Raw genomic sequence first — 21,400 nt, 5'->3', positions numbered from 1 at the left:
CTTCGGTTTCCAAAGGTCGAACCCGGGCAAGCCCGAGTTCAATGGCGGTGACGGAGGGGGCACACGGTTAGCATCAAGAGCCCGTACCCCGTCTTGACCCCACCCGTCTCGCGCCTTCGGCGCGATCCACCCTCCCCTCGAGGGGAGGGATCAATATCGTTCGTTCACATGGAGATAGCACTGCCGCCATCTTCGCATGGCGCTCAATGAAAATCGCGCGACTTGGGCAGGATGCGCACGTTGCGCGGATGGCCCGCGGAGCGCGGATGTTGCGGATGGGCGAATACGTCGGCGCGTGACAGCGTCGTGCGCGCCTCGTGCGCCTGCGACAGCGCGGCGAGGTCCTGCGAGCGGTCATCGACCGCCTCGGCCATGAGGTGGACGACACCCTCCGGGCTCTTCTGCACCCGCCCGGCGACGAGGGCGAGGCGTGCGCTCATGACCTGCCGGCGGAAGCGCTCGAAGCGCCGCACCCACAGGACGACATTGGTGATGCCCGTCTCGTCCTCCAGCGTCATGAAGATGGCGTTGCCCTTGCCGGGGCGCTGGCGCACCAGCACGACGCCGGCGACCCTGGCGAAGGCGCCGTCCGGCAGGGCTGCGACCTCGGCCGTGGTCCTGACGCCCTCGCGCCGGAAGCCCTCGCGCAGGAAGGCCATGGGGTGAGCCTTCAGCGAGAGGCGCAGCATCTGGTAATCGGCCACTACATGTTCCGACAGCGGCATGGCCGGCAGGGCGGCGTCGGTTTCGTCCGCCAATTCGCGCGCCGCGGCGGCGGCGAAGAGGGGCAGGGGCGCGTCGTCGGGCAGGCGGCGCACGGCCCACAGGGCCTCGCGCCGGTCGAGCCCGATGGAGCGGAAGGCATCGGCATCGGCGAGGATCTTCAGGGCGCGCTGCGGCAGGCGGGCGCGCTTCCACAGGGCCTCGACGCTGTCGTAGCCGGTGCCGCGCGCGGCCAGGAGCGCCTGCGACCAGTCCGTGCTGAAGCCGTCCACCTGGCGAAAGCCCAGGCGCAGGGCGAGCGTGCCGTCCGGCCGTTTTTCGAGCGTGTTGTCGTGGGCGCTCGCGTTGATGTCGACGGCGCGCACCTTAACGCCGTGCTCGCGCGCATCGCGCATGATCTGCGCCGGGGCATAGAAGCCCATGGGCTGGGAATTGAGCAAAGCGCAGGCGAAGACGGCCGGGTGGTGGCATTTGATCCAGGCCGAGATGTAGACGAGCTTGGCGAAGGAGGCGGCGTGGCTCTCGGGAAAGCCGTACTCGCCGAAGCCCTTGATCTGGTTGAAGCAGCGCTCGGCGAAGGCGCGCTCGTAGCCGCGCGCCACCATGCCCTCCACCATCTTCTTCTCGAAGGTGTGGATGGTGCCGACGTGGCGGAAGGTGGCCATGGCGCGGCGCAGGCCGTTCGCCTGCTCGGGGGTGAAATCCGCCGCTACCATGGCGATCTTCATCGCCTGCTCCTGAAAGAGGGGCACGCCGAGAGTGCGCTTGAGGACATTGCGCAGTTCATTCGGATCGTGCGGCGGCCGAGGTGCGGGATAGTCGACCTTCTCCTCATCGTTCCGCCGGCGCAGGTAGGGATGCACCATGTCGCCCTGGATGGGTCCCGGCCGGACGATGGCGACCTGGATGACGAGGTCGTAGAACTCCCTCGGCCTGAGGCGCGGCAGCATGTTGATCTGCGCCCGGCTCTCCACCTGGAAGACGCCGATGGAATCGCCCTTGCAGAGCATGTCGTAGACGGCGGGATCCTCCCTCGGCACGGCGGCGAGATCGAGGTCGAGGCCGCAGTGGCTGCGCAGGAGATCGAAGGCCTTGCGGATGCAGGTGAGCATGCCGAGGCCGAGCACGTCGACCTTCATGAGGCGGACGGCGTCGATGTCGTCCTTGTCCCACTCGATGAAGGTGCGCTCGTCCATGGCGGCATTGCCGATGGGCACCGTCTCGTCGAGGCGGCTGCGCATCAGCACGAAGCCGCCGACATGCTGGGAGAGGTGGCGGGGGAAGCCGAGGAGCTGCTTCGCGAGGTCGACGGCGCGGCGGATCACCGGGTTCTTCGGGTCGAGCCCGGCCTCGCGGATGTGCTTGTCGGCGATCGGCGAGCCCCAGCTGCCCCAGACCGTGCCGGCGAGGCGCGCGGTCACGTCCTCCGTCAGGCCGAGCGCCTTGCCCACCTCGCGGATGGCGCTGCGCGGGCGGTAGCTGATGACGGTGGCGGCGATGCCGGCATGGTCGCGGCCGTAGCGTTCGTAGATGTGCTGGATCACCTCCTCGCGCCGCTCGTGCTCGAAGTCGACGTCGATGTCCGGTGGCTCGCGCCGCTCGCTGGAAATGAAGCGGGCGAAGAGGAGGTCGTTATCCTCCGGGTCGACGGCGGTGATACCGAGCACGTAGCAGACGGCGGAATTGGCGGCCGAGCCGCGCCCCTGGCAGAGGATGCCATGGTCCTCCGCATAGCGCACGATGTCGCGGATGGTGAGGAAGTAGCGCGCATAATCGAGCTCGGCGATGAGGGCGAGTTCCTCCCGCAGGAGCTTCTCCACCTTCTTCGATATCCCCTCCGGATAACGCAGGGCGGCGCAGCGCCAGGTCAGCTCCTCGAGCCAGCCCTGCGGCGTCCTGCCGGGCGGCACCGGCTCCTCCGGATAGTCGTATTCCAGCTCGGAGAGCGAAAAGCTGATGCGGTCGAGGACCTGCAGCGTTTCGCCGATCGCCTCCGGCGCATCGCGGAAGAGCCGCACCATCTCCTGCGGGGGCTTCAGGTGCCGCTCGGCATTGGCGGCCAGGAGGCGCCCGGCCGTGTGGATGGTGACGCCCTCGCGGATGCAGGTCAGCACGTCCTGCAGCGGGCGCTGGGCGGGTTCGTGATAGAGCACGTCGTTGACGGCGAGGAGCGGCAGGTCCACCCGTGCCGCGATCTCCTTCAGCCCGGCGAGGTCGCGCCGGTCGCTGCCGCCATAGGCCATGGCGGCGGCGAGCCAGGTGGCGCCCGGGGCAGCCTCCTTCAGTTCGCGGAGGATGTCGAGGGACATGCCCTCGGGCCGGCCGGGCATGACGAGGAGCAGGAGGTCGCGCGCATCGGCCACGAGGTCGGCGCGGGTGAGGATGCACTCGCCCTTGTCCGCCTTCAGCTTGCCCATGGTGAGGAGGCGGCACAGGCGCCCCCAGCCGGTGCGGTTCACCGGATAGGCGAGGATGTCGGGCGTGTCGTCGGCGAAGACGAGGCGGGCACCGACGACGAGCTTGAAGGGCGGCAGCGTCTCCCCCTTCTCTGCCAAAAACGACCTGATCTCCTCGAGCGCCGAATGGGCCCGCACCACGCCGGCGACCGTGTTGCGGTCGGCGATACCGATGCCGGCAAGGCCGAGGAGGAGCGCCTGCTTGACGAGGTCCTCGGCCTTGGAGCCACCGCGCAGGAAGGAGAAATTGGTGGTGACGGCAAGCTCGGCATAGGCTGCCGCCGGCATCTGGGCGCGCGTGCTCATGCGAAGATCCCGTGCAGGAACCAGCGCGGGGCGGGCGCCTCGCCGAAGAGGCCCTGGCGGAACACCCAGAAGCGCCGCCCCGTCGCATCCTCGACGCGGTAGTAGTCGCGCGTCGGCTCCTCGCCCGCCTCGTCGCGCCACCATTCGGGCGCGATCCGCTCCGGCCCCTCGGCGCGGGCGATCTCGTGCAGCACGCGTCGCCAGCGGAAGCGCAGCGGCGGCCCGTCCGGCACCTCGGCAAGCGCCTCGATGGGCTGTGGCGGATCGAAGAGATGGACCGGCCGCGCCGGGGGATCGGCCGGCCGCTCGACGGGCCAGCCGCAGGGCTGCGCCGTCCCGCCGTCGCCGAGGCCGGCCGCCGGCACCATGCGCACGGCCCTTTCGGGAATGTGCGTGTCGACGAAGGCCGGGCGGAGGACGGCCGCCCCGCCGAAGCGGGCACCGAGCCGGTCGACGAGGGCGGCGACCTCCTCGTCCTCGACCATTCGCCCGTCGAGGCTCACCTGGCTCTCGCCGAGCGGCTCGCAGGCCGTGACGGCAAGGCGCAGCAGGTCGAAGCCGAAGCCGGGGTCGAGGGGATCGGCGAGCGCCGCGAGCCGCTCCCGGAACAGGCGCATGACGACGGCCGCGTCGCGCGCCGGCCGGCCGGTGGCGACCGCAAGGCGCGTGACCCGCCCGTCGGCGCGGAAGAAGGCGGCCTCGAAGCGCCGTCCGCCCTCGCCGCGCTCCGCGAGGATGCGGCCGGCGCGGTGGGCGAGCCCGGCGAGGGCGGCGTCGATGTCCTCCTCGCGGGCCACGGGCTCGGCGAAGCGCCGCTCGACGAGGCAGGGTGGCAGCGGCCGGCGCGGCGAGATGCCGATGTCCTCCTGGCCCAGGATACGCGCGAGACGGACCGGCAGGTCCGCGCCGAAGCGGGCGGCAAGCGGCGCGCGCGGGCGCTCCGCCAGGTCGCCGACGGTCTTCAGCCCCGCCCGGGTGAGGGCGAGCAGCACTTCCGGCGAGACGCCGAGCGCGGCCGCCGGCAGCGGCCGCACCGCCATCTCCTCCTCGCCGGGCGGGACGATGTCGTGCCGCCCGAGCGCCTTGCGGCCGAAGCGGGCGAGCGCCGCTGCCGCCTGCGGCGTGCCGGCGACGCTGCCCCGCACGTTCAGGCCGCCGCGGGCGAGGCCCTGCATCACCGCCCGGCGCAGGCCGGCCTCGCCGGCGAAGAGATGGAGGCAGCCGGTGATGTCGAGCACGAGACCGTCCGGCTCCTCGACGGCGACGAGCGGCGTATAGCGGTCGCACCAGTCGGCGAGGCGGGTGAGCAAGGCGGCATCGGCCGCGCGGTCCATGTCCACCGCGACGAGATGGGGAATGCGGGCGCGCGCATCGGCCAGGGTGAGGCCGGGGGTGAGACCGAGCGAGAACCCCTGCCGGTCGACGGCGGCGAGCCGCAGCGCGCTCGAGACCTTCTCGACGAGGACGAGCGGCGCCTCAGCCTGTGCGGGCGAGGGGGGCGAGGTCCGGCGCTGCCGGTCGGCCGGCAGGAAGGGGAACCACAGGGCGAGATAGCGGCGCGGGCTCGCGGAAGAGACGGTGCTCACGGTGCCACTCCAGGCGCCAGCGGCGGCCCTCAAGGCCGGCGCGATGGCGCAGCAAGGTGATGTCGAAGGCGGGATGGCCGGGGGCGTTGGCGGCCAGCGGCCGGGACGGGGCAGCGGCGGCCGACCAGCGTGTCGCCGCCGCGCTCGGCCGGGGCGTCGCCGCGATGCGCAGCAGAAGGGCGGGGACGCCGGATTGCTCGGCCGCGAGCGCGAGGCGGCGGCTCGCCGTCAGGTCGAGGGATTTAGGGTCGCCCCACGGCTCGATGACGACGGCGCCGAGCGCCGGGCAGCGCATGGCCTCCGCCCCCGCCTGCAGCACGCAGGTGGCATCGGGCCCCGTCACCACGACGAGCAGGCGCGGGTCGAGCCCGAGGGCGGCAAGGCCCGGTGCGTGAAGCGCGCCGGTTTCCGCCACGGAAAAACCCTGCCGCACCCAGACCACGCGGCGGCCATCCGCCGCGGCCCGCGCCGCAAGGGCGGCGGCAAAGCCGGCAGCGGCGCCGGCATCCGCCTCCTCGCGCGCGAAGATCTCGTGCGCCGCGGCCCGGAGGAAGCCGCCGCCCAGCAGCCCGTCCACGGCCGGCGCTCCGCATGTGAAGCGCCGGCCCGCTTCGGAAGCCGCCGGTTCAATCGCGGCAATGCTCCGCCGCAGCGCCTGCAATGTCTCCTGCACCGCGCTCATGACTCTTGTTCCCGTTTCGTTCTATAACGACTCAGGAGGATGCGAGAGTCAATGCCGGGCCATAAACACCGTCAGTGGACAGCCGGTACCCGGCGGCCGTTCATGCCGCCGCCTGCCGACTGTCCACTGACGGAAGGGGAATGGGCGTGGGGATATTCTTCAGCGGAAGAGGGAATCGACGTCGTCCTGCGACACGACGTCCACGTCGCCGGCGAGCGGCGGCCCGTTGAGCAGGGCTTCGTCGCCCTTCTCCTCCTCTTCCTCCACCTCCACCTCGGCAAGGCTCGAGAGGCTGTCCGGCCCGCCCCAGATCTCCATCATGCTGGTGACCCGCTCCTCGATGAACTTGAGCGTGCCGACCACCTTGCCGATGCGCTGGCCGGTGAGGTCCTGAAAGTTGCAGGCCTCGAAGATGCGGATGACCTGCTCGTAGATGTGGTTGGCGAGTTCCTGCTGCTCGCCCGCGAGCTGCTCCATCAATACGCCGGTGGCGTCGTTGATGGCCTCTGCCGAGGAGAGGATCGTCTCCGTGGCGCTCTCGGTGTCGGAGACGACGGCGTCGAGCTCGTCCGTCACGCGGCTCTTCTGCTCGCCGCGCAGGCCCTTGGCATGCAGCGTCGCGAGCTCCAGCTTCGTCTTCTGGATGCTGCGCTGGATGGCGTCGACGTCCTGCCAGAAGGCGCCGCCTTCCGAGATCTGGCCGATTCGCTCGTCGCGGCTGTTGATGGCTTCGACCAGGGTGCGCAGCTCGGTGAGCTGCTGCGTGATCTGTTCGAGCTGCACCGACACCGCCGGGCTCCCCATGAGTGTGTCGCCGAAACCGGTCTCGACCATGGATTCGATGCGAAACGGCCGATGGCCCGCAGTCATCGGCACCTCCCTTTTTAAGGATTGGTCAATTCAGGCCGTTACTATACGTGCTCGGCTTCAACCAAGGCAAACGGTCCGGCTTCCGTCATGCAAGCTTCGTGCAAGTTTTCTGCAAGAGTCTCCGCGCAGCGAAATGCGCCCCTGTCAACAAAGTGCAAAGCGGTGGAGTGAACTATGGCGCTTGATCTTTCGATGCCGATCCTCGTGGTCGACGATTATAAGACCATGGTTCGCATCATCCGCAACCTATTGAAGCAGCTCGGCTTTCAGGATGTCGACGAGGCAGCCGACGGCACCGAGGCCTTCGCCAAGATGAAGGAGCGCGACTATGGCCTCGTCATTAGCGACTGGAACATGGAGCCGATGACGGGCTACGAGCTCCTGAAGCAGGTTCGCGCCGACGAGAAGCTCGCTAACACGCCTTTCATCATGGTCACCGCCGAGGCGAAGTCCGAGAACGTCGTCGCCGCCAAGAAGGCCGGCGTCAACAACTACATCATCAAGCCGTTCAACGCGCAGACGCTGAAGGGCAAGATCGAAGCGGTCTTTGCCGAGCAGTAGTCCGCTCGGCATCTGCTGGAATAGGACTATGGCGCACGCCCCGCCGGAAACGGGGCGTGCCGCTTTGTATTTGAAACGTGTAGATCCGTCGGCCTCTGCTGGTGCATGCGACTTGATCGGCGCTCGTCGATCCGGCTTGTCGCCCCCTGTGGAAGCTTTTAATATCAAGCACTTATAGAATAGGCGCCGCTCGACTTCGAGCAGGCGTCCTTAATGATTGGGGGGCGGAAGTTGCGTCGTCCTGCGGCGTCTCTTTCCTGCCCGGTCTCCTGCGGGAGGCCGGAATGATTTCCGAGAAAAGCATCGCTCAGCGCCTCAGGGCGGCGCGGCGCCGCGCCGGCTTTGCCAGCGCGGCTGTGGCGGCACGGACCTTCGGCTGGAGCGAGGTGACCTATCGGGCCCATGAGAACGGCCTGCGCGGCATCCGGGCAACCGTCGCCGAGCATTACGCGGCGCATCTCAACGTCAGCCTCGCCTGGCTGCTGACGGGCGAGGGCCGGCAACCCCGGCGGCATCATCTCGACATCGCCGGGGAAGTCGGCGACGACGGCAATGTCCGTCGCCGGCTAAGGGCCGGGCCGCCGCGGCCGGTCTTCAGCGTCGAGACGCCCGTCGCCATGTCGCCACAGGCGATAGGCTTCCGCATCGTGGGGACCGCGCTGCAGCCGCGCTACGATCCTGGCGACATCGTCGTCTGCGACCGGGCGGGGGATCCTCTTTCGAGCCTCGTCGGCCGCGAGGCCGTGGTGATCACCAGCCAGGGCCGCGGTTACCTGCGCATCGTGCGCAGGGTCATGCGCGCCGGGCTCGCCGATCTGCAGAGTGTTGACGGGCGCGTGACGCGCGCCGTCCCCGTCGCCTGGAGCGCGGCTGTCACATCGGTGGTGCGCGCCCGCCGCGGGTGACCATCGACGGGCGGTGGCGCCGCCTGTCGGGGCACGGCCGCATGCGCCGTTGCTAAAGCTCCTCGGGCGAGCCGCGGAGACATCCTCAAGCGGGTCCTTTCCGCCGCGCGCCGGCACGCATCTGCGGTTGCGGGCTTGAAGGCCAATGCATTCGGGCGATCGAGTCCCGATGAGGCGGCGTGTTCCAGGCGCTTTTCGCGCGCTGGTAGCGAAGAGCCGTCGTTAAAATTTTAACGATAATTGTAACGAAGCGATGCAAAAATGACTCAGTGGAGCACATGCATTCCAAATCGATACAAAACGTATTGACCCTTAACGGGCGATTAATAATTCTTGGATTGCTGATTCGCTGTTTGCGCGGCCGCTTCAAGTGTCGCGAATGGGGCTTCAGGGTCGTTGGCGCTGTTGGTGTTCCGCCGTCGATGAACGAGCCGCCGCTTCATGTGGCGGCATCTTCCATGCCCAGGCTTGTCCGGGCATTGCCTGTCGCTTTTGGCGGTGATGCGCGGGGCGGAAGTGCGTACCCTCTCTCGCGAAGAGGGAAGACGGGACGGGCAACAACAAGAAATAAATACATATCTATTATATAAATGTAATAACCAAACGATATATGTCGCCTTATCAAAGTAAATCAGTGGTGCGTACCTGGTCGTGATTCGCCGGGCGTGACGTAATGACTGATTTTTCGAACGGGCTGGGGGGTCAGGCTGTGTATATCGTTGTTGACGAAAGGCAACTTGTCACATCGGGCTATGTGGCAAGCTTCGGACGCGAAGGCGTGCCGTCCATGGGCTTCTACTCGGGCGAGTTCCGGGAATGGCTCGAGACGGCATCGACGGTGGATCTCAATGCGGTGCAGGGGTTCGTGCTCGGCGACTTCGCCGACCGCTCGAGCTATCCCGAGCTCATCCGCAACCACAGCCGCGCGCCCATCATCGCGCTGAGCGAGACGCGCTCGCTGGAGCAGACGCTCGAACTCTTCACCGCCGGCATCGACGACGTGGTCCGAAAGCCGGTCCATGTCCGCGAGATCCTGGCGCGGGCTGAGGCCGTGTGGCGGCGCGTGAACACCGCCGAGGAAAAGACCACGATCGGCCGGCTCAAGGTCTTCTATGACGGCCGCGATCCGGAGATCGACGGCGAGCCGGTGACGCTGCCGCGCCGCGAGCGTCACATCCTGCAATATCTGGTGCGGGCCCGCGGCCGGCGCGTGAGCAAGATGCAGCTCTTCAACGCCATCTACGGCATCTACAACGAGGCCGTGGAAGAGAGCGTGGTCGAAGGCCACGTCAGCAAGCTGCGCAAGAAACTGCGCGAGCGGCTCGGCTACGATCCGATCGAGGCCAAGCGCTACATGGGTTACATGTTCGTCGACCGCGGCTGACCCGCCGCACGTCCCTTATCCCCTTGAAAGCGCTTCCCGCGCCAGCCGGCGCGGGGAGCGCTTTTATTTTGGGCGTGCACGCATGGCAACAAACCGGTAATATTTGCAAGCTAAGGTGGAAAACATAGCGGATTGAGGCGGTCCTAGCTTGCGCCTCAAAGGCATGATGCCGCTCCGCTATGCCGGTTCAAATCCGGCATGTCCCTTTCAAACAATCCACATCTCAATGTGAAGGGACGAAAGCATGTCCAGCTTGCTGACCAATTCCTCGGCGATGACTGCTCTGCAGACGCTGACGGCCACCAACAAGAACATGACCGCGACGCAGACCCGCATCTCGACGGGCCTGCGCGTGTCCAGCGCTTCGGACAACGCCGCCTACTGGTCGATCGCCACCACCATGAAGTCCGACAACGCCGCTCTCTCGGCCGTGAAGGACGCCATCGGTCTCGGCGCCGCGACCATCGACACGATGTACACCGCGCTCGACACGACGAAGGAAATCGTCACCGAGATCAAGAAGAAGCTCGTCGCTGCCCGTGACGCCGGTGTCGACCGCGCCAAGGTGCAGACCGAGATCTCGGACCTGCAGAAGCAGCTCAAGAGCTCGGCCTCGTCGGCCGTGTTCAACGGCGAAAACTGGCTCGACGTCGACTCGAGCGCTGCCGACTACAACGCGACCCGCGCTGTCGTCGCTTCGTTCTCGCGTGCCGGTGGTGCGGTCTCGATCGACAAGATCGACATCGACATCTCCAAGATGCACCTGTTCGATGCGAACGGCGACGTCGGCATCTTCGACAAGGACCGCAGCGCCGACTTCTCGGCGGGTGGCAACGTCACCGGCACGTCGGTCTACGACTTCGACATCTCCGGCGTGACGAACGAGGCCAACGACCTCGCCGACCTCGAGGGTCTGACCGGGGCTGTCGACGCCGCGCTGCAGGAGCTGACGGACGCTGCGTCCTACCTCGGCTCGATCAAGAACCGCGTCGACATCCAGAACGACTTCGTCAACGCGCTGTCGGACGCCATCACGCGCGGCATCGGCCAGCTGGTCGACGCCAACATGGAAGAAGAGTCCACCAAGCTGCAGGCGCTGCAGGTGCAGCAGCAGCTCGGCATCCAGGCGCTCTCGATCGCCAACTCCTCGACGCAGAACATCCTGTCGCTCTTCCGCTAAGACGACGGTAAGCTGCACCGTGAAGGGGCCGCGCTTCGCAAGAAGCGCGGCCTTTTTCTATGAGGATGCTTCCATAAGTATCCGCCACGGCTGCGCGGCGGTTCGATTGACGGATGCCGGAGCGGGGGTTGCGAAGCGCAGCACTTCCCCATCGTCATGCCCGCGCTTGCCGCGGGCATCCACGCCCTGGAACCTCGAGCAACGTTGGAGGGCGTGGATGGCCGGGACAAGCCCGGCCAAGACGAATAGGCAGGGTGTGCTGCACTCCCAGCCAAGATACCTGAACGGCGGTTTCCGGCGTCATGCCCGCGCTTGCCGCGGGCATCCACGCCCTGGAACCTCGAGCAACGTTGGAGGGCGTGGATGGCCGGGACAAGCCCGGCCAAGACGAATAGGCAGGGTGTGCTGCACTCCCAGCCAAGATACCTGAACGGCGGTTCCCGGCGTCATGCCCGCGCTCGTCGCGGGCATCCACGCCTTGAACCGTCGGGCAACGTTGGGGGGCGTGGATGGCCGGGACAAGCCCGGCCATGACGACATATAGCTGGCTCAGTGCTGTCATAGGCTGGATGTTTGTATGTAGGGTGGCAGGGATGATCGGCTCCCTGTGTCCCGCAGTGCCGGCACCCGCCACCACGCAAGCCTCGCACAAGCTTGCCCTTCTAATCTCGGCTCACCTATAGCGGATTGAGGCTGCGCTGTGCCGCGGCGCCCCTCAAAGGCATGAAGCCGCTTCGCTATGCCGGTGTGAGCCCGGCATGTCCCTTTGAAACAATCCACATCCTACTGTGAAGGGACGAAAGCCATGTCCAGCTTGCTGACCAATGCCTCGGCGATGACTGCCCTGCAGACGCTGACGGCCACCAACAAGAACCTCGCCGGCACGCAGAACCGCATCTCGACGGGCCTGCGCGTGTCGACGGCGTCGGACAACGCCGCCTACTGGTCGATCGCCACCACCATGAAGTCCGACAACGCCGCCCTCTCGGCCGTGAAGGACGCCATCGGTCTCGGTGCCGCGACCATCGACACCATGTACACCGCGCTCGACACGACGAAGGAAATCGTCACCGAGATCAAGAAGAAGCTCGTCGCTGCCCGTGACGCCGGTGTCGACCGCGCCAAGGTGCAGACCGAGATCTCGGACCTGCAGAACCAGCTCAAGGCCTCTGCCTCGTCGGCGGTGTTCAACGGCGAAAACTGGCTCGACGTCGACTCGAGCGCTGCCGACTACAACAACATCCGCGCCGTTGTCGCCTCGTTCTCGCGCGCTGGTGGTGTCGTGACGATCGACAAGATCGACATCGACATCTCCAAGATGCACCTGTTCGATGCGAACGGTAACCTCGGCATCTTCGACCTCGACCGCAGCGCCGGCTTCTCGGCGGGCGGCAACATCGCCGGCACGTCGGTCTCCGACTTCGACATCTCCGGCGTGACGAACGAGGCCAACGACCTCGCCGACCTCGAGGGCCTGACCCAGGCTGTCGACGATGCCCTGCAGGAGCTGACGGACGCTGCGTCCTACCTCGGCTCGATCAAGAACCGCGTCGACATCCAGAACGACTTCGTCAACGCGCTGTCGGACGCCATCACGCGCGGCATCGGCCAGCTGGTCGACGCCAACATGGAAGAGGAATCCACCAAGCTGCAGGCGCTGCAGGTGCAGCAGCAGCTCGGCATCCAGGCGCTCTCCATCGCCAACTCCTCCATGCAGAACGTCCTGTCGCTGTTCCGCGGCTAATACTGACGCCTTGCCGAATGCGAAAGGCCGCGCCCACCGGGCGCGGCCTTTTTCTTTGCAACCTCCGGACAAGGTTCGCGGGCGAGACTGCGGCACCACAATGCGGCGTTGTGCGCCGCAGCGTCGCGGTGGGATGCGGGGCATTCGCCTCTCGCCCAAAGCCGCAGCGGTCCGCGCGGCAAGGGCGACAAGAGCACTTTTGGCAGGAGCAAGAAGCAGTTCATGACCTCTCGCGCACAGGCCGAACAGCTCTGGGCCAACATCCGGGAACTGGGGACGCGGCGTCTGATCGCGCTCGGCTTCATCGGCCTTGCCGTCTTCCTCGTCGTCGGCCTCGGCGCCTATTATCTCAGCCGGCCCCAGCAGGAGCCGCTCTACACGGGCCTGACGCGCGAGGACGTGTCGCGCATGGGCGCCGTCCTCAAGGACGCCGGCATCCCCTTCGACGTCAGCGCCGACGGCACGTCGGTGCTCGTCAACTACGGCAACACGGCCCGCGCGCGCATGCTGCTCGCCGAGAAGGGCCTGCCGCAGAGCGCCAACTCCGGCTATGAGCTGTTCAACGACCTCGGTTCGCTCGGCCTCACCTCCTTCATGCAGGAGGTGACGCGCGTGCGTGCGCTCGAGGGGGAACTCGCGCGCACCATCCAGACGATGAGCGGCATCAAGGCCGCGCGCGTGCACATCGTGCTGCCGGACCGCGGCTCCTTCCGGCGCGAGGAGCAGCCCGCCTCCGCCTCCGTCGTCATCCGCACGGAGACGGCCGACAGCGTCACGCCGGCGCGCGCCATCCGCCACCTCGTCGCAGCCGCCATTCCGGGCATGCAGATCGACAGGGTGACGGTGCTCAACACCGATGGCACGCTGGTGCTCGCCGGCGACGACGCGGCCAGCGCCGCGACGGGGCGGATGGCCAATCTCGAGCGCACCGTCAGCCTCGAGATCCAGGACAACATCCGCAAGACCCTCGTTCCCTATCTCGGCCTCAGCAATTTCGAGGTCAGTGTCGCCGCCCGCCTCAACACGGACCGCACGCGCACCAACGAGACGATCTACGATCCCGAGTCGCGGGTGGAGCGGTCGATCCGCACCATCCGCGAGACCGAGGTCTCGCAGAACAGCAACAACCAGAACCCGGCGACCGTGCAGCAGAACCTGCCCAACGAGCAGGTGCAGGCCAACGGCGGCGAGGTGTCGAGCGAGGACAACCAGCGGCGCGAGGAGGTCACGAACTACGAGATCTCCAGCAAGACCGTGGAGACCGTGCGGGACGGCTACCGCGTCGAGCGGCTGTCGATCGCGGTGCTGGTCAACCGCGAGCGCCTCGCGTCCCTCGCCGGCGAGGGGGCGAACGACGCGGCCATCGACCAGCAGATCCGCGAGATCGAGCAGCTGGTCGCATCGGCGGCGGGAACGGTCACGGACCGGGGCGACCAGGTCAAGGTGTCGTCCGTCAGCTTCATCGCCGATTCGCGCAATCTGGAGCCTGTCCCGCCCATCGGCATCGGCGAGCTCCTGGTGCGCCAGTCCGGCAACTTCATCAATGCCGCGACCATTCTCGTCGTCGCGCTGCTCGTCATCTGGTTCGGCCTGAGGCCGGCCGTCACCGCCATCCTCGCCCGTCCGCCGGCCGAGGAGACGCAGGTGGCCGCAGCGGCAGGCGACCCGGCCCTGCCGCCGGGGGCGGAGGTGCCGCAGCTCGCCGGCCCGGCCGAAGGCGCAAATCTCATCGAGGAGCTGACCATCCGCATGAACCAGTCGCCGCAGCGGCGCCTGGAGCAGATGGTCGAGTTCAGTGAGGAACAGGCGGCGGCCATCCTCAAGCAGTGGCTGTATCAGGAGGATGCCGCCTGATGCCGCGACCGCCCCTGGTCAGCTTTCTCATCGATTTCGACGCGGAGGAGCGCCGGCTGCCACAGCCGGCGCCCCGGCGTGCCGGGCCTCCGCCCTTCGTGCAGCCGCCGACGCGTGACACGGAGGTCATGATCGCCCAGGCGCTCGACAAGGGACGCAACGAAGGCTGGGCCGCCGCCGAGGCCGCCTGGGAGGACAAGCTGCGCGTGGAGCGCGAGCAGTTCCAGGAGCAGCTGGCCGCCGCGCGGGCGGAATGGGCGCGAACGGAGGGGGAGGCCCTTGCCGGGACGATCCATACCGCCTTCGACGCCATGCAGTCGCGGCTTTCCGCCGCCCTTGCGCGGACGCTGACACCGTTCCTGGAGCAGGCCCAGCGCCAGCGCTCGCTCGCCGCGCTCGCCGATGCCGTGCGCACGCTCGCAGAGACGACGCGCCACGAGCTGATCGAGATCAGCGCGTCGGACGACCTCGCCGCGGCACTCGGCAGCCACCTCGGCGATCTCGCGGCCTCCGTCCGCTTCGTGGCCGGGGCCGGCCCGGACGTGCGTGTCGTCGCCGACGACACGGTCATCGAAACGCGGCTCGCCGACTGGGCGGCCGAGCTTGCGACAGCCGTTGGGCAGGACGCGTCATGAACGACAAGACCCCTTCCGAAATCATCCTCGTCCGGCGCCAGCTCGACGAAGAGGAAGCCCACCACGGCGGCGTGTGGAAGATCGCCCATGCCGACTTCATGACGGCGATGATGGCCTTCTTCCTGGTCATGTGGCTGATCAACGTGACCGACCAGACGACGCGCAGCGAGGTCGCGAAATACTTCAACCCGCTCAAGCTCGCCGACAGCGTCACGGACCGGAAGGGGCTGCGCGACCCGACGGTCGGCCACCCCTCGGGCGAGCCCGACAACCAGGGCCAGCCGCTCAACGTGCAGCCCGGCCAGGGGCCGGGCGCGGGCAACAACGACGGCCGCCAGGCCCGGGAGCCAGGGCAGAGCGCCGGGGAGGGCACGGCCAACCGCAGCGCGCAGGCACCCCAGGCCAAGTACAAGGACAGCGCCCTCTTCCAGGACCCCTACGCCATCCTGGCGCAGCTCGCGTCCGAGGCGGCCGCGACCAATGATCCGAAGCCGGTGCCGACGAGCGTCGACCTTGTCATGGGCGAGACGGCGGAGATCGGCATCACCGGCGGGGAGGCCCATCGCGATCCCTTCGATCCGACCTACTGGCGAACGGTGCCGCTCGGGCCGGCGCGCGAGGAAACCCCTGGTGAGCCGCGCACCGTGAACGAGACGCCGAAAGCGGCCAAGCCGGACGCGCTGGCGCGCGATGCGGCGGGCGTCCCGGCCGCGACGAGCGAGAGCGCGGCCGGTGAAAAGGCTGCTGCGGTTGCCGAGGCCGGCGACGAACTGGCGGCCCTTCGGCAGGAGTTGCAGGCGGCCTTCTCCGGCGAGGGGGCGGCCGTGCCCCATCTGCAGATCGAGAAGTCGGGCGAGGGCACGCTGATCAGCCTCACCGACGAGGCCAATTTCAGCATGTTCGCCATCGGCTCGGCCGAGCCGCAGCCGCAGGTGGTCCGCATCATGCAACGCATCGCCGAGACGCTGTCGAAGCGTCCGGGCAAGGTCGTCGTGCGCGGGCATACCGATGGCCGCCCCTTCCGCTCGGCGGATTACGACAACTGGCGCCTGTCGACGGCGCGCGCGCACATGGCCGTCTACATGCTGGTGCGTGGCGGGTTGTCGGACAGCCGGGTCGAGCGGGTGGAGGGTCACGCGGACCGTCTTCTCAAGGTTCCCGATGATCCGAATGCGGCGGAGAACCGGCGCATCGAGATCCTCCTCAAGGAGGAGAGCCCGTGAGGGCGCTGGCCGCAACCGTTCTTGCCGGCTTCATCGCGCTTGCCGTGGCCGTACCGGCCGTGGGCGAGGAGGTGGAGGCGCAGCCGTATGAGCTCGTGCGTACGCTGCAGCGCATGCAGGATCAGATCGCGGCAGGCTCGACGGCAGCTCATACGGGTCAGCGTGCGCTGCTCAAGCTGATCGAGGAGCGTTTCATGGCGGCGCCGGCGACGGTCTGGCAGGAGCCGCGGAACGCGCGCGCCGCCGTCGTCTACCTGCTGAGCGGCGGCCAGCCGAGCGTCATCCGTCATCTCCTCGGCTTCGAGCTGCGGCCCAATGTGGACGAGCGGCTGCTCCTCGGCGCGCTCGCCTATGTCGAGGGGCGGGAGGACGAGGCGCGCAGCCTGCTCCAGCCGGTGGCGCCGCGTGGCCTGGCGCCGGGGCTCGGCGGGCAGATCGCCCTCGTCAAGGCGGCGCTGCTCGTGCGCGACAAGCCGGCCGAGGCCATGGAGATGCTGGCCGTCGCCCGTCTGCTGATGCCGGGAACGCTGGTGGAGGAGGCGGCCATGCGCCGCGAGATCTTCGTCGCCAGCCAGCTCGGCGACCTCGATCGTTTCGAGATGCTGGCGGAGCGCTACATGCGCCGCTACCGGCATTCGGTCTATGCCGGCAATTTCCAGCAGCGCTTCGCCGCGGCCCTGACGCGCCTTGACTTCACGAAGGATCGGGAACGGTTCGGCCGTCTCGACGGGATGCTCTCGAGCCTCGACCCCGCGACCCGGCGCGACCTCTACCTGCTCGTTTCGCGCGCATCGGTCTATGAGGGCCGCATCGAGGCGGCGATCCATACGGCCCAGCAGGCGCTGGCGCTCTCGCCTCCCGGCGAGGAGCCGGCCGAGCGGGCGCGCCTCTACCAGGCCGCGGCGATGATCGTGACGGAAGCCGGCTATGACGAAGCGCGCGCGGAGCTGCGCCGCATCGACCGGACGCGCCTGTCGGCGGCCGACGTCGAGCTGCTCGACATCGCGCAAGGGCTGGCGCGGCATATCCGGCAGTGGCCGGCCGCCCTGCCGGAGGCGGCGGAGCCCGACGAGCCGATCGCACCAGCGCCGCAGGCGACAGCCGATCCGAAGGCGAAGCCCGGGCAGGCCCGCACCGGCGAGAGGGCCGCGCCGGCGGCCGGTGCTGCGGCGCCCGGACCGGCGCCGAGAGGGCGGCCCGCTTCGGCTCCGGCACCGCAACGCACGGCATCGCCTCCCGCCGGTCCTCGACCGGCGGTGCAGGCGGAGGAGCCGGCACGACCGGCGCCCGTTCCAACATCCGTCGTACAGCAGCCGACGCCTACGATCACACGGGCGCAGGAGCTCATAGGGGCGGTCGACGCCCTGCTCGAGGGAGTCCAGGGAGGCAAAGAATGACGATGCTCGATCCGTCTTTCCTGCGCATGCCGGCCCAGCGCGACGTGGCGGCCGACGGCGCCAAGGGCGAGGCGCACGGCAAGCAGGATGGAGATGCGTTCCGCGCCCTCCTCGAGAAGGTGCAGGGCGCGGGAGCGCGCGGCCCGGCGGCCCGGGAGGATGGCCGCGCCGAGGCCATGCCCGCGCGAACGCTGCGAGCGCTGGTGGAGCGGCTCGGGGAAGCGGCGGGCGCCGGCGACGACGCGGCTTCCCCCGATCCGCTCCCGGCCGAAGGCGACGGTGCCGATGTGCTGCTGGACGGTGCGGAAGGAAAGGCGGGCGACGGCGCCGAGGCGGCCGCACGGCAGGCCCGCTCAGTCGCCGAGGGAGCGGCCCTGCAGGCGGCGGAACGGGCCCCGGCGAAACAGGCCGGAGCGGAGCCCGAGGGTGCGGCGGGCGTCGAGCCGGAGGCCGACGTCGACGAGCGCTCCGCCACGGCGAAGCGGCTTGCCGACACCAAGCAGGGCTTCGGCGTCGATATTGCGCCACAGCCCAAGGAGCGCCCCCTGCCGAAGATGACGGTGGTCGGGCGCGAGACACATTTCGAGCCCGTCGGCACGGTGAAGCCGCAGGCAGGCGAGGGCGAGCCGGTCGAGGAGGCGCTGCCGCGGCTGAAGGGGCGCGTCGAAAGCTCGCCGCCGGCCAGCCTGCGCGAGGGCCGGCGCCAGGCCGTGCCAGTGGCTGAAACCGCTTCGCTGCGCGCCGCGAAGATCGAGGTGCAGAACACCGGAACCGGGGCCGGGCAAGGGGAGGGGCTGCCGGCTCCCACCCTGCAGCGGCTCGGCGAGCGGCTCGCCGGCGAGGTCCGCAGCCTGTCGTCCAGCAATGCGCAATCCGGTGCGGCGACGGCGGCGGCGCATAAGGCCCAGCCGGGACAGCAGGCGGCTGGGCCGGTCCGGGTCCTGCACATCCAGCTGCATCCGGCCGATCTCGGCAGCGTGAGCGTGCGCATGCGGCTCGTCGGCGACGGCATCGAGGTGCACATGCGTGCCAGCGACGCGCGCACCGTGCAGATGCTGCAGAACGACAGCGAGGCGCTGACCAACGTTCTGCGCGCGGCCGGATACCGGCCCGAGGTGATGACTCTCCAGATCAGCTCGGCCGATACCGGCTCGGGCCAGTCGCTGCAGGGCGGCGGCCAGCAGTCGGCGGCCGGCCAGCAGGCGTTCCATGGCGAGGCTTCCGGTGGCGGGCGCGGTGCGTCCTCGTCGCAGGGCGAGGAGCAGGCCCGCGAGTCACGGCGTGAGGGAGAAGGCGATGGCCATGCGGGCCGGGCTTCTGATCGCGATAGCGGCGGCGGCATCTATCTCTAGCAGCGCCGGCGCGGGGGCTTCCGCCAGCGGCGGCTCCGTCTGCGAAGGCGAGATCACCCGGGCCGCCGCCAAGTACGGGGTGCCGGTCGGCGTGCTCTATGCCGTCGGCTTGACGGAAACCGGCCGGCGCGGCTCCATGCAGCCCTATGCCATGAACATCCACGGCACGGCCTATTTCGCGCCGGACGCGCGGGCGGCCGTGCGCCGCTTCCACGAAGCGCGCCGTGACGGCATCAAGCTGATCGACCTCGGCTGCATGCAGATCAACCATCACTACCACAGCGATCGCTTCCCCTCGCTCGAAAGCATGCTCGATCCACGTCGCAACGTGGAATATGCGGCCCGCTTCCTCAAGGAGCTGAAAGAGCGCGAGGGAACCTGGACGATGGCGGTGGCGCGCTATCACGCGGGGCCGAACAACGACGCGGCGCAGAAGCGCTACGTCTGCCGTGTCATCGCCAACCTCGTCGCCGTCGGCTTCGGCGCGTGGACGCCGAACGCCCGCAGCTTCTGCGGCTGAGCCCCGGGGAAGACCCCAGACAGCTTCGTGCAAGGTTAACGACCTATAAACGCCTCGGCATTCGACAGTAGGAGGCGTTCTGTTGGACCCTGTCTATCTTTTCAAGGTCGCGGCCCGCCAAGCCGACTGGCTTTCGGTCCGGCAGTCGACGGTCTCGGGCAACATCTCCAACGTCAACACCCCCGGCTACAAGGCGCGGGACGTCGTGCCCTTCGACGAGGTCATGGACAAGACGCGCCTGACGCTCGCCGCCACCAACGCGCGGCACATCAGCATCGACGAGGCGGGCGCCAAGACGACGAAGGTCGGCAAGGGCGACAGCTGGGAGGTCGTCCACTCGGGCAACAGCGTCAGCGTCGAGCAGGAGATGCTCAAGGCCTCCGAGATCAACCGCGGCTATTCGCTGAACACGAACATCGTGCGGTCCTTCCACCGCATGTACCTGATGAGCGTGAAGGGATCCTGATGATCGACCCGCTACAGGCTTCCGCCCGCCTTTCCGCCGCGGGGCTCGAGGCCCAGTCGGTGCGCCTGCGCATCGTCTCCGAGAACATCGCCAACGCGCAGTCGACCGGCTCGGCTGCCGGGGCCGATCCCTACGCGCGCAAGACCGTCACCTTCAAGGGCGAGCTCGACCGTGCCCTCGGCGCCGCGACCGTCAAGGTCGACCGCGTCGGCAAGGACAAGGCGCCGTTCCGCGTCCAGTACGAGCCGGGCAACCCGGCCGCCGATGCGGACGGCTACGTCAAATATCCCAACGTCAACATGCTGATCGAAATGGCCGACATGCGCGAGGCCAATCGCTCGTACGAGGCGAACCTGCAGATGATCAAGCAGGCGCGCTCGATGATCTCCATGACGATCGACCTGCTGAGAAGCTCCTCATGATTGACCAGATCTCGTCCCTGACGTCGAACCTCGGCGGCACGCAATCGATCTCCCAGGCGCGGCTCTCGGCGATGCAGGCGGTGAACGCCGCCGCGACCGTGCGCCAGACGACGAACTTCAGCGAGATCCTGGCCCAGGTCGCCGGCCAGGCGGTCGAGACCATGCGCACCGGCGAGGCGACGGCTCTCTCCGGCATCCAGGGCCAGGCCTCGGTCCAGCAGGTCGTGCAGGCCGTGATGTCGGCCGAACAGACGCTGCAGACGGCCATCGCGATCCGCGACAAGGTCGTCTCGGCGTACCAGGAAATCAGCCGGATGGCGATCTGAGGAGGATCCGATGAGAGCACTCGCCATCGCGGCGACGGGCATGAACGCCCAGCAGACCAATGTTGAGGTCATCGCCAACAACATCGCCAACATCAACACCACGGCCTACAAGCGGGCGCGCGCCGAATTCGCCGACCTGCTCTACCAGGTCGAGCGGATGCAGGGCATTCCGAACGTCGCCGATACGGCGCCGATCCCGGAAGGGGCGACGCTCGGCCTCGGCGTGCGGGCGGCGGCCATCCGCTACGTGCACCGCCAGGGGCCGCTGACCCAGACGACGAACGAGCTCGACCTCGCCATCAACGGCCGCGGCTGGTTCCAGGTCACGGGGCCGGACGGCGAACTGCTCTACACGCGGGCCGGCTCCTTCAACAAGAATGCCGACAGGCAGCTCGTCACCATCGAGGGCTACCTCGTCCAGCCGAACATCGTGGTGCCGGAAAACACCATCGAGGTCTCGGTCAACGCCACCGGCCAGGTCTTCGCCAAGGTGGCGGGCGAGGACGCACCGCAGGAGCTCGGTCAGCTGGTCATGGCGAATTTCGCCAATGATGCGGGCCTCGAGCCGCTCGGCGACAACCTCTATCGCGAAACGACCGCCTCGGGTGACGCCGTCCTCGGCGTCGCCGGCGATCCGGGCTACGGCAGGATCCTGCAGGGCTATCTCGAGGCCTCCAACGTCGATCCGGTGAAGGAGATCACCGAGCTCATCAGCGCCCAGCGCGCCTACGAGATGAACTCGAAGGTCATCCAGGCCGCAGACGAGATGGCGGCCACCGTCTCCAAGGGCATCCGTTGATCGGGCTCC

19 protein-coding genes are annotated in these 21,400 nt (G+C 68.2%); 15 read left to right on the top strand and 4 right to left on the bottom strand.

Annotated features, from left to right (window positions below; all coding sequences use genetic code 11):
- Positions 1-203: 203 nt before the first annotated feature.
- The 4 genes from AL346_RS04290 to AL346_RS04275 form a co-directional block, all read right to left on the bottom strand.
- Positions 204-3,485 (bottom strand): error-prone DNA polymerase, encoded by a 3,282-nt coding sequence (locus AL346_RS04290; RefSeq protein ID WP_019404076.1) that lies wholly within the window; start codon positions 3,483-3,485, stop codon positions 204-206.
- Complete coding sequence (locus AL346_RS04285; RefSeq protein ID WP_082312409.1) at positions 3,482-5,071, bottom strand: DNA polymerase Y family protein; 1,590 nt, start codon at positions 5,069-5,071, stop codon at positions 3,482-3,484. Before AL346_RS04285 ends, AL346_RS04290 begins: the two co-directional genes overlap by 4 nt.
- Complete coding sequence (locus AL346_RS04280; RefSeq protein ID WP_245258979.1) at positions 4,962-5,648, bottom strand: ImuA family protein; 687 nt, start codon at positions 5,646-5,648, stop codon at positions 4,962-4,964. Before AL346_RS04280 ends, AL346_RS04285 begins: the two co-directional genes overlap by 110 nt.
- 264 nt (positions 5,649-5,912) lie before the next feature.
- A complete protein-coding gene (locus AL346_RS04275; protein ID WP_019404742.1) occupies positions 5,913-6,623 on the bottom strand; it encodes a protein phosphatase CheZ in 711 nt (236 codons plus the stop codon).
- Positions 6,624-6,797: 174 nt separating this feature from the next.
- Here AL346_RS04275 and AL346_RS04270 point away from each other — a divergent pair, with 174 nt between their 5' ends.
- From AL346_RS04270 to flgG, 15 genes are all read left to right on the top strand, one after another.
- The gene (locus tag AL346_RS04270) at positions 6,798-7,184 is read left to right on the top strand and encodes a response regulator (RefSeq protein WP_019404743.1); all 387 of its coding nucleotides are present in this window, start codon (positions 6,798-6,800) and stop codon (positions 7,182-7,184) included.
- Positions 7,185-7,468: 284 nt separating this feature from the next.
- Complete coding sequence (locus AL346_RS04265) at positions 7,469-8,089, top strand: hypothetical protein (RefSeq protein WP_019404744.1); 621 nt, start codon at positions 7,469-7,471, stop codon at positions 8,087-8,089.
- Between the two features lie 709 nt (positions 8,090-8,798).
- Positions 8,799-9,473 carry a response regulator transcription factor gene (locus AL346_RS04260; protein WP_026015588.1) on the top strand — a complete coding sequence of 225 codons (675 nt, stop codon included), beginning with the start codon at positions 8,799-8,801 and terminating at the stop codon, positions 9,471-9,473.
- A 244-nt stretch (positions 9,474-9,717) separates the two neighbouring features.
- Positions 9,718-10,653 (top strand): flagellin, encoded by a 936-nt coding sequence (locus AL346_RS04255; RefSeq protein WP_053193308.1) that lies wholly within the window; start codon positions 9,718-9,720, stop codon positions 10,651-10,653.
- An 805-nt stretch (positions 10,654-11,458) separates the two neighbouring features.
- Positions 11,459-12,397, top strand: coding sequence for a flagellin (locus AL346_RS04250; RefSeq protein WP_019404750.1), 939 nt, complete (start codon positions 11,459-11,461; stop codon positions 12,395-12,397).
- Between the two features lie 222 nt (positions 12,398-12,619).
- Positions 12,620-14,251, top strand: coding sequence for a flagellar basal-body MS-ring/collar protein FliF (gene fliF, locus AL346_RS04245; RefSeq protein WP_019404749.1), 1,632 nt, complete (start codon positions 12,620-12,622; stop codon positions 14,249-14,251).
- A complete protein-coding gene (locus AL346_RS04240) occupies positions 14,251-14,886 on the top strand; it encodes a hypothetical protein (protein WP_019404748.1) in 636 nt (211 codons plus the stop codon). The genes fliF and AL346_RS04240 overlap by 1 nt, the downstream gene beginning before the upstream one ends.
- On the top strand, positions 14,883-16,109 hold the full coding sequence (locus AL346_RS04235; protein ID WP_053193305.1) for a flagellar motor protein MotB: 1,227 nt from the start codon (positions 14,883-14,885) through the stop codon (positions 16,107-16,109). The genes AL346_RS04240 and AL346_RS04235 overlap by 4 nt, the downstream gene beginning before the upstream one ends.
- On the top strand, positions 16,106-17,506 hold the full coding sequence (locus AL346_RS04230; protein ID WP_019402944.1) for a hypothetical protein: 1,401 nt from the start codon (positions 16,106-16,108) through the stop codon (positions 17,504-17,506). Before AL346_RS04235 ends, AL346_RS04230 begins: the two co-directional genes overlap by 4 nt.
- Before the next feature lie 44 nt (positions 17,507-17,550).
- A complete protein-coding gene (locus AL346_RS04225) occupies positions 17,551-18,858 on the top strand; it encodes a flagellar hook-length control protein FliK (RefSeq protein WP_157672254.1) in 1,308 nt (435 codons plus the stop codon).
- On the top strand, positions 18,809-19,378 hold the full coding sequence (locus AL346_RS04220; RefSeq protein ID WP_026015267.1) for a transglycosylase SLT domain-containing protein: 570 nt from the start codon (positions 18,809-18,811) through the stop codon (positions 19,376-19,378). Before AL346_RS04225 ends, AL346_RS04220 begins: the two co-directional genes overlap by 50 nt.
- 82 nt (positions 19,379-19,460) lie before the next feature.
- Complete coding sequence (flgB, locus tag AL346_RS04215; protein ID WP_019402941.1) at positions 19,461-19,844, top strand: flagellar basal body rod protein FlgB; 384 nt, start codon at positions 19,461-19,463, stop codon at positions 19,842-19,844.
- Positions 19,844-20,266, top strand: a complete 423-nt coding sequence (gene flgC, locus AL346_RS04210; protein ID WP_019402940.1) for a flagellar basal body rod protein FlgC — start codon at positions 19,844-19,846, stop codon at positions 20,264-20,266. The genes flgB and flgC overlap by 1 nt, the downstream gene beginning before the upstream one ends.
- Positions 20,263-20,592, top strand: a complete 330-nt coding sequence (locus tag AL346_RS04205; protein ID WP_019402939.1) for a flagellar hook-basal body complex protein FliE — start codon at positions 20,263-20,265, stop codon at positions 20,590-20,592. The genes flgC and AL346_RS04205 overlap by 4 nt, the downstream gene beginning before the upstream one ends.
- Positions 20,593-20,602: 10 nt before the next feature.
- A complete protein-coding gene (flgG, locus tag AL346_RS04200) occupies positions 20,603-21,391 on the top strand; it encodes a flagellar basal-body rod protein FlgG (RefSeq protein ID WP_019402938.1) in 789 nt (262 codons plus the stop codon).
- Positions 21,392-21,400 lie beyond the last annotated feature (9 nt).

The sequence above is a fragment of the Chelatococcus sp. CO-6 genome (assembly GCF_001271345.1).
Lineage (GTDB): Bacteria > Pseudomonadota > Alphaproteobacteria > Rhizobiales > Beijerinckiaceae > Chelatococcus_A > Chelatococcus_A caeni.
This window is presented reverse-complemented; position numbering and strand designations above follow the sequence as displayed.

Coding starts and splice junctions, on each gene's coding strand:
- AL346_RS04290 (WP_019404076.1), bottom strand. CDS start 3,485: ATGAGCACGCGCGCCCAGATGCCGGCGGCAGCCTATGCCGAGCTTGCC.
- AL346_RS04275 (WP_019404742.1), bottom strand. CDS start 6,623: ATGACTGCGGGCCATCGGCCGTTTCGCATCGAATCCATGGTCGAGACC.
- AL346_RS04270 (WP_019404743.1), top strand. CDS start 6,798: ATGGCGCTTGATCTTTCGATGCCGATCCTCGTGGTCGACGATTATAAG.
- AL346_RS04265 (WP_019404744.1), top strand. CDS start 7,469: ATGATTTCCGAGAAAAGCATCGCTCAGCGCCTCAGGGCGGCGCGGCGC.
- AL346_RS04255 (WP_053193308.1), top strand. CDS start 9,718: ATGTCCAGCTTGCTGACCAATTCCTCGGCGATGACTGCTCTGCAGACG.
- AL346_RS04250 (WP_019404750.1), top strand. CDS start 11,459: ATGTCCAGCTTGCTGACCAATGCCTCGGCGATGACTGCCCTGCAGACG.
- fliF (WP_019404749.1), top strand. CDS start 12,620: ATGACCTCTCGCGCACAGGCCGAACAGCTCTGGGCCAACATCCGGGAA.
- AL346_RS04240 (WP_019404748.1), top strand. CDS start 14,251: ATGCCGCGACCGCCCCTGGTCAGCTTTCTCATCGATTTCGACGCGGAG.
- AL346_RS04235 (WP_053193305.1), top strand. CDS start 14,883: ATGAACGACAAGACCCCTTCCGAAATCATCCTCGTCCGGCGCCAGCTC.
- AL346_RS04220 (WP_026015267.1), top strand. CDS start 18,809: ATGCGGGCCGGGCTTCTGATCGCGATAGCGGCGGCGGCATCTATCTCT.
- flgC (WP_019402940.1), top strand. CDS start 19,844: ATGATCGACCCGCTACAGGCTTCCGCCCGCCTTTCCGCCGCGGGGCTC.
- AL346_RS04205 (WP_019402939.1), top strand. CDS start 20,263: ATGATTGACCAGATCTCGTCCCTGACGTCGAACCTCGGCGGCACGCAA.
- flgG (WP_019402938.1), top strand. CDS start 20,603: ATGAGAGCACTCGCCATCGCGGCGACGGGCATGAACGCCCAGCAGACC.